This window comes from Streptomyces sp. NPDC026673, assembly GCF_040638135.1.
Taxonomy (GTDB): Bacteria; Actinomycetota; Actinomycetes; order Streptomycetales; family Streptomycetaceae; genus Actinacidiphila.
In genome coordinates this window covers 22,005-29,213 of the sequence record NZ_JBEZXR010000095.1, presented here as the reverse complement: position 1 = coordinate 29,213, position 7,209 = coordinate 22,005, and the positions used below count along the sequence as shown (strand labels likewise).

Sequence of the window (7,209 nt, the reverse complement as noted above, 5' to 3'; positions counted from 1 at the left end):
GCCCCCGCGGCCCCGCCGCCCCGCCCGCGGCCCCGGCGGGCCGCCCCCGCGCCCGACGCGCTCCCCGTTCGCCGGTGGCACGGCCCTCCGGGTCCGGGTGGGCGCCGCCGAGGTCGCGCCGGTGGGGGGTGTTCGGCCCCGGGCGCATCGACGCCTCGCCCCCTGTCCACCACGGCGCGCGGAAGGGCGACGTCCTTCCCGTCCCGCGGGAACCTCGCGTCCCGTAACGGCCCGCGCGGTCGACGGCACCTCGCGCGCGCGTACCGGGCCGCCGGGTGGCGGACCGGTACCGAGCAGGGCCTCACCGTGCCCGCCGCTCGGCGGACTCTGTGCCAGGGGCAGTGCCCGGGCCGCGGGGAGAGGTCGCCGCGCGGCAGCGGGAGGGGTAGCTGGAGGGGCAGCGGCAGCGGCAGCGGGAGCGGGAGCGGGAGCGGCGCCGCGGGAACCCGGCCGCCGGGCCCCGGGCGCGCGTGGCGGCACGATCGACGGGCCCATCCGCCCGAGACGGCGGCCCCGGCCCTGGGGCCCGAGTGAACCCTTTCACCCCTTGTACGGTGGTTCGTGTATCAGTTCCGGGAAGCCGCGAGGGCGGACCATGGCGACACGGATCCCCTCCCTGGTCGGCCGGCGGGCCGAGACCGAGGCGATCGACGATCTCCTGTGTCCGCCGGACGGCCACGGCGGAGCCCTGGTCCTGAGGGGCGAGGTGGGGATCGGCAAGACGACACTCCTGGCCTTCGCCCGGGAACGGGGGACGGAGCAGGGCCGGCGCGTCCTCGCCCTGACCGGTGTGCCGTCCGAATCCGGGCTGCCGTTCGCCGGTCTGCACCGACTGCTGCGCCCGGTGCTCGCCGGGGCCGGCGCCCTCGCGGAGCCGCAGCGCGCGACACTGCCGGCCGCGGTCGGCCTCGGGGACGCCGACCGCCCCGAGCCCTTCCGCATCGCGCTCGCCGTGCTCGACCTCCTCGCCGAGTGCGCCGCCATCAGGCCCCTGCTCCTGCTCGTCGACGACGTCCAGTGGCTCGACCGCGCCACCAGCGACCTGCTCGCCTTCGTCGCCCGCCGCCTGTCCTGCGACCCCGTCGTGTTGCTGGCCGCGGCGACACAGGGCGAGACGGAGCAGCCGCTCTGGGAGGGGGTCGAGGAACTGGCGGTGAGCCCGCTCGACACCGGACATGCCGCGCGGCTGCTCGACGCCGGAGCGCCCGGGCTGGCACCGTTCGTGCGCGCACGGCTGCTCGAGGAGGCCGACGGCAATCCACTGGCGCTGGTGGAACTGCCGCTGGCCGCCCGGGGCCTGGAATCGTTGGCGACCATCCCGCGATGGCTGCCCCTGACCGTGAACCTCCAGCGCGCCTTCGAGACGCGGATCACGGACCTGCCGGACACGACGCGCGCCCTGCTGCTGGCGGCCGCGCTCGACGCCCCGGCGGCGACGGGCGACGTACTGGCCGCCGCGACCGCCGTCCGCGGAGAACCCGTCACCGTCGACGACCTCGTACCCGCCGTCGACGCCGGGCTCGTCTGCGTCGACCGGCACGCCATCCGCTTCCGGCACCCGATCCTCCGCTCAACCGTCCACCACGCGGCCACCGTCGTGCAGCGCCACGCCACACACACCGCGCTGGCCGCGGTCCACGCCGACCGGCCCGACCTGGCGATCCGGCACCTCGCGGCCTCCACCGTCGGACCGGACGACGCGATAGCGGCGGGCCTGGAGGGGGACGCCGCCCGCTCGCTGCGCAGCGGCGCCGTCGCGGCGGCCGTCGGCGCCCTCGAACTCGCCGCGGCCTTCACCCGGGACGCCCGAGGACGGGTCGAACTCCTGCTGCGCAGCGCGGAGCTGGCCGTCGGTCTCGGCCGGTGCGACCTCCTCCGGCGCCTGGTGCGCACCACCGAGGGCCTGGAGCTGAACGCCACGGACAGAGCCCGCCTCCTGTGGATCGCCGAGTCCCCGGCCGGCCGCGGAGGACGGGCGCCGGCGGCCGTCCGCTCGCTGCTCCACACGGCCGAGCGGATGCGCGCGGGGGGCGAGACGGGGCTGGCCGTCCGGCTCACGAGCGCCGCGGCCGGCCATCTCTACCGCGGCAACGGCGATTCCGGGCTCCACCAGGAGGTGCTGCGCGCCGCCGACCGGCTGGCCGGCGAGCGGGTCGCCCGGTGCGCGACCGAGGACGCCACGATGCTGCTGATCGCCGCGCAGGCGGCGCCCGTGGAACGCGGCGCCCGGGTGATCGAGGCGGCCCGGGCCCTCGCCCGGTCGACGGACGACGCGGCCGCGCTGCACACGACGGCGCGGGCCCTGTGGTGCGTCGGCGCACCGGAACGCGCGGATCCCCTCCTCACCGCGGCCGTCGAACGGCTGCGGCAGCAGGGGAGACCGGCGCTGCTGGCGGAGGCGCTGGCCCTTCGTGCCTCGGGGCGCGTCGCCATGGGGCGCTTCGATCCGGCGCGCCAGGACGCGGACGAGGCCCGGCGGCTGGCCGGGGAGACCGGCTGGCCCGAGTGGGAGGCGACGGCCCTGACCGTCCTCGGGTGTGCCGCGGCCGTCCACGATGATCCCGGGGCCGCGCGGCGGCTGATCGACGAGGCCCACGCCATCGCCGTGCGGCTGGACTCCCCGCTGCTGCACGCCACGGTTCGGACGGCCCGCGGCATGGCGCTGTCGTGCGCCGGGGAGTATGCCGAGGCGTATGCCCAGCTGCGGCGGTTGACCGATCCGACGGACGACGACCGCCACCTGATGACCGCCCTGTGGGCCGTCGGCGATCTCGCCGAGGCCGCCGTCCACTGCGGTGAGCAGGCCGACGCGCGAGAGGTGGTGGAGCGGCTCGAACCGTCGGCCGTCCGGACGCCGGCGGCGCGTGTACGCCTGGCCGCGCGGCACGCCCGTGCGGTTCTGGCCGACGAGGACGAGGCCGGGGCGGCCTTCGGGTCCGCCCTCGCGGCGGTCCCGGCGGGCTGGCCCCTGGCGCGTGCGCGCCTCCAGCTCGCCCACGGCGAGTGGCTGCGCAGGCGGCGACGCGTTTTGGAGTCCCGCACCCCGCTGAGGGCGGCCCGCGACACCTTCGACGACCTGGGCGCCGCGGCCTGGGGCAGGCGCGCGCGACAGGAACTCGAGGCCACCGGCGAGACCGGCCGGCACCGGGCACCCCGGGCCGCCGAGCGGCTCACGCCCCAGGAGCTGCAGATCGCGACACTGGCCGCCGACGGGCTGTCCAACAAGGAGATCGGCGCGCGGCTCTATGTGTCCCACCGGACGGTCAGCACCCATCTGTCGCGGATCTTCCCCAAGCTCGGCGTCACCTCGCGCCATCAACTGGCCCGCTTCTTCCCGCCCGAGAACCGGTGAACGCCGGATGCGAGGCGGGGCGGGGCCGTCATCCGGGCTTCCCGAGCGAGCGGAGAGCCCCGCACGGGCGCCCGTGGCGCGCCGCGGGGTGCCGACGCGTCCCCGGTGGGGAACGGTCGGGCCGCCCGCGCCCTGGCCGGCGCCGGTGCCGAGGTCACCCTCGCCGTCCGGGGCACCGCCGCCGGCGAGCGGGCGCCGGCCCATCGAAGGGCGGCCGCGATGCCCGCATCCGTACCCGGCGGCTTCCGCGCGTTTGCGCCGCGCGAGGCGGGCTAGCCGCTCAGTGTCGGGGTTCGTCGACAGGCGGCCGTACCGACCGCCGGTCCCCGGCAGGGAAGGAGCCGACCGATGAGCACCGTCAAGGACATGCTCGCCACCTACCCGGCAGACCTCGGCAGCGTCGACCGGGAGAAGCTCAGCCGCTGCATCGAGGAGTGCATCGCCTGCGCGCAGGCGTGCACCGCGTGTGCGGACGCCTGCCTCTCCGAGGGCATGGTCGGCGATCTCGCCAAGTGCATCCGCACCGACATGGACTGCGCGGACATCTGCACCGCCACGGCGTCCGTCCTGTCCCGCCACACCGGATACGACGCCAACGTCACGCGCGCGATCCTGCGGGCGTGTGCGACCGCGTGCAAGGCCTGCGCCGACGAATGCGGCCGCCACACCGGCATGGAGCACTGCCGTATCTGCGCGGAGGCCTGTCGCTCCTGCGAGCAGGCGTGCGACGACCTGCTGCAGGCCCTCGGCTGATCCGGTCCGTGCCGCCGACGACGCGGCGGACGGCAGGGCCGGAACGGACCGTGAGGAGCGGCTCCATCGAGTCGCGGGGCCTCGATCGTCGCGCCGGTCGACCGTCGAGGCCCCGGAGGCGCCGCCGGTCACAGGGGGTTTCCGACTACGATGACGCGGTGAGCCGCATCAAGGCGATCTCCGCCTCGTCCCAGCCGCAGCCGGTGCTGCGGCTGCCGGCGTTGCTGGTGCTCACCGTTCTGCTCGGCCTGCTGGGCATGCACGCCCTGGCCGCCGGCAGCGCCATGCCCGTCGCTCATTCCGGCCCGCACACCACCCATCACAGGATGACGGCGGCGGAGCCCGGTCAGGCGTACGCCTGCCACGGCACCGGCGATCCGGCGGGCCATCACGGCGCTCACGCGGATCAGCTGTGCGTCTCGGGCGCCGTCCCCGGTTCCGTGGTGGTCCCGGCCCTGACGCCGTCGGGTCCGGTGGCGTCGCTTCCGCCGCGGCACATCGTGGCCGCACCCCCCAGGGAACCGAACGGCGGGCGCGCTCCGCCCTCGTTGGCGGAACTGCAACTCCTGCGGATCTAGAGGCATCCCGCGGAGCGGTACCCGGCCCCAGGGGCACGGGTCGCCGTCCCGCGCGCAGTCATGCCCTGATCCCAGCAGACCCAGGAGTTACCCCGACATGCACGTCAACCGCTATCGCTCCCTTGCCCGTCGCGCTTCCCTGGTCGTCGCGGCGGCGTCCACCGGTCTGGCCCTCGCCGCCTGCGGCGCCGGCAACGACCACTCCGGCGCCGCGCACGGCGCACCCGGCGGCAACGCGTCGGCCTCGGCCGGCCGGTACAACCAGGCCGACGTGTCCTTCGCGCAGCAGATGATCCCCCACCACCGCCAGGCCGTCGCCATGGCCGGGATGGCCGCCTCCCACGGGGCATCCCCCGACGTGAAGGCTCTTGCCGAGAAGATCGAGAAGGCACAGGACCCGGAGATCCAGACGATGTCCGGGTGGCTGAAGGCCTGGGGCGCGAAGGTCCCCGACGCCATGGAGGGCATGCCCGCCATGGACGGCACGGCCCACGGCGACCACGCCTCCATGCCCGGGATGATGGGCCGGGAGGACATGGACCGGCTGGACGGCGCCACCGGAAAGGACTTCGACAGCATGTTCCTGACCATGATGATCGAGCACCACGAGGGTGCGATCGACATGGCGAAGGCGGAGCAGCAGAAGGGCTCGTCCCGGGACGCCACATCCATGGCCGGTGACATCATCACGGCTCAGACCGCGGAGATCGCCCAGATGCGGCAGATGCTCGGCACCGGCTGATCACACAGCGCCGTGCGGGGGCGAGCCCGAGGCCGCCTCCGCACGGCCGGCGGTGAGGCGGAGTCCGGCGGGTCGTCGACGCCCCGGGCCCTGACGGGGGCGCCGCGGCCGCCGTCCCGGCCGGACCGGTTCGACGGCCTCCCGCGGCGCCCGGCCCTCCCCCGAGGGGCCGGCCCCGGCCGGAGTTCAGGCGGCGGCGGGTTCGGTCCGGCCGCCGCCCCTGATGAGATCGGCCGCCCGTTCCGCGACGGCCAGGACGGTCGCGTTGGGCTGCGCGGACACCGCGGACGGCATCACCGAGGCGTCGGCGACCCGCAGCCCGCAGACACCGCGGACCCGGAGCTCGGGGTCCACGACGGCGTGGTCGTCGGACCCCATGCGGCAGGTGCCCACCGGGTGGTGGTGGCTGCCGACGCTGCGCCGCACGTAGTCCTCCAGAAGGCCGTGGCTGAACGCGGCGGGCCCCGGCAGGACCTCCTCCTTCCGCCACACCTGCAGAACCTGCGCGCTGCCGATCTCCTGGGCCATGCGCACCCCCCTGATCAGGCTCTCGACGTCGGACCGCGCGGACAGGAAGTTCGGGTCGACCAGGGGTGCCGCCCGCGGGTCGGGCCCGGCCAGCCGCACCGAACCCCGGCTGCGGGGTGACATCAGGCCGACCAGGAAGCTGTAGCCGTTCTCCGCGCCGACCAGCGGCGGGGGCGTGTACGGCGTGCAGTGGAAGAGCAGTTGGATGTCGGGCGCGGTGTCGGCGTGCGTGCTGCACAGCGCCGCGGCGGCGTCGAACGCGGGGCCGTCCGGTGCGGGCACCGGCCGGGCCGCCGAGAAGTTGACGACGGTGACGGGATGGTCGTGCAGGTTGCTGCCGACCTCGCCGAGGTCCGCCTCGACACCGATGCCGTGGGAGCGCAGTTCGTCGGCCGGTCCCACGCCCGAGAGCATGAGCAGGTGCGGGGAGCCGACCACCCCGGCGGCGAGGACGACCTCCCGGGCCGCCTCGGCTCGTTCGAGCAGACCGCCGCGGACGTATTCCACGCCCGTGCAGTACCCGTCGCGGAGCAGGAGGCGCTGTGCCTGCGCGCCGGTGACGACGGTCAGGTTGGGCCGGTGCAGCACGGGCCGCACATAGGCGTCGGCGGCACTCTGCCGTGCCCCGTCGACGATGTTCAGCTCCAGCCACCCGCCCCCCTGCTGGTGGCGGCCGTTGAGGTCGGTGCTGATGGGATGCCCCGCCGCCTGGACGGCGCTCAGACAGGCGGGGGACAGGGGATGCACCCTGCGCGGCGGGGCGACCCGCATCGGGCCCTCGGTGCCGCGGAAGGCCGGATCGCGCCCCGTCGCCCGCTCGCTGCGCCGCAGGTAGGGCAGCAGGGTGCGGAAGTTCCAGCCGGTCGCGCCCGCCTTCTCCCACGCGTCGTAGCTGGCCGGATGCCCCCGCAGGTGGACCATTCCGTTGATGCTGCTCGAACCCCCCAGCGCCTTTCCGCGCGGGTAGGGGAGCACGGCGCTGCCCGCCGCCCGCTGCGCCACGGTCTCGTCGCCCCAGTCCATCCCGCCGCCGATCAACCGCATCCACCGCTCCGGAGCGGTCGAGGCGTGCGGCGGTCTGGCCTGGCCGGCTTCGAGGAGCAGCACGCGCGCCCGCCCGTCCTCCGACAGCCGCGCGGCGAGGACGCACCCCGCCGTTCCGCCGCCGACGACGATGTAGTCGTGTCCCGTCATCGCAGACCTCCGTGTAGCCCCCTCCGCGGCCGCCGGTCCTCTCGGTCGCGGACACAGGAAAA

General features: G+C 75.6%; 5 protein-coding genes. 4 read left to right on the top strand and 1 reads right to left on the bottom strand.

What is annotated here, in order from left to right:
• Nucleotides 1–595: 595 nt before the first annotated feature.
• The 4 genes from AB0F62_RS37795 (at nt 596) to AB0F62_RS37780 (ending at nt 5,425) form a co-directional block, all read left to right on the top strand.
• The gene (locus AB0F62_RS37795) at nt 596–3,352 is read left to right on the top strand and encodes an AAA family ATPase (protein ID WP_361810176.1); all 2,757 of its coding nucleotides are present in this window, start codon (nt 596–598) and stop codon (nt 3,350–3,352) included.
• 348 nt (nt 3,353–3,700) lie between these two features.
• Nucleotides 3,701–4,105 (top strand): four-helix bundle copper-binding protein, encoded by a 405-nt coding sequence (locus AB0F62_RS37790; RefSeq protein WP_361810174.1) that lies wholly within the window; start codon nt 3,701–3,703, stop codon nt 4,103–4,105.
• A gap of 158 nt (nt 4,106–4,263) precedes the next feature.
• Entirely contained in the window at nt 4,264–4,683 is a 420-nt protein-coding gene (locus AB0F62_RS37785; RefSeq protein ID WP_361810172.1) for a DUF6153 family protein, read from the top strand.
• Between the two features lie 97 nt (nt 4,684–4,780).
• The gene (locus AB0F62_RS37780; protein WP_361810170.1) at nt 4,781–5,425 is read left to right on the top strand and encodes a DUF305 domain-containing protein; all 645 of its coding nucleotides are present in this window, start codon (nt 4,781–4,783) and stop codon (nt 5,423–5,425) included.
• A 186-nt stretch (nt 5,426–5,611) separates the two neighbouring features.
• On the opposite strand, the gene AB0F62_RS37775 is transcribed toward AB0F62_RS37780, so the two are convergent.
• Complete coding sequence (locus AB0F62_RS37775) at nt 5,612–7,147, bottom strand: GMC family oxidoreductase N-terminal domain-containing protein (RefSeq protein ID WP_361810168.1); 1,536 nt, start codon at nt 7,145–7,147, stop codon at nt 5,612–5,614.
• Nucleotides 7,148–7,209 lie beyond the last annotated feature (62 nt).

What these genes read in the sequence shown, in the direction of transcription:
- AB0F62_RS37795 (WP_361810176.1), top strand. Translation starts at nt 596, where the DNA reads ATGGCGACACGGATCCCCTCCCTGGTCGGCCGGCGGGCCGAGACCGAG.
- AB0F62_RS37780 (WP_361810170.1), top strand. Translation starts at nt 4,781, where the DNA reads ATGCACGTCAACCGCTATCGCTCCCTTGCCCGTCGCGCTTCCCTGGTC.
- AB0F62_RS37790 (WP_361810174.1), top strand. Translation starts at nt 3,701, where the DNA reads ATGAGCACCGTCAAGGACATGCTCGCCACCTACCCGGCAGACCTCGGC.
- AB0F62_RS37775 (WP_361810168.1), bottom strand. Translation starts at nt 7,147, where the DNA reads ATGACGGGACACGACTACATCGTCGTCGGCGGCGGAACGGCGGGGTGC.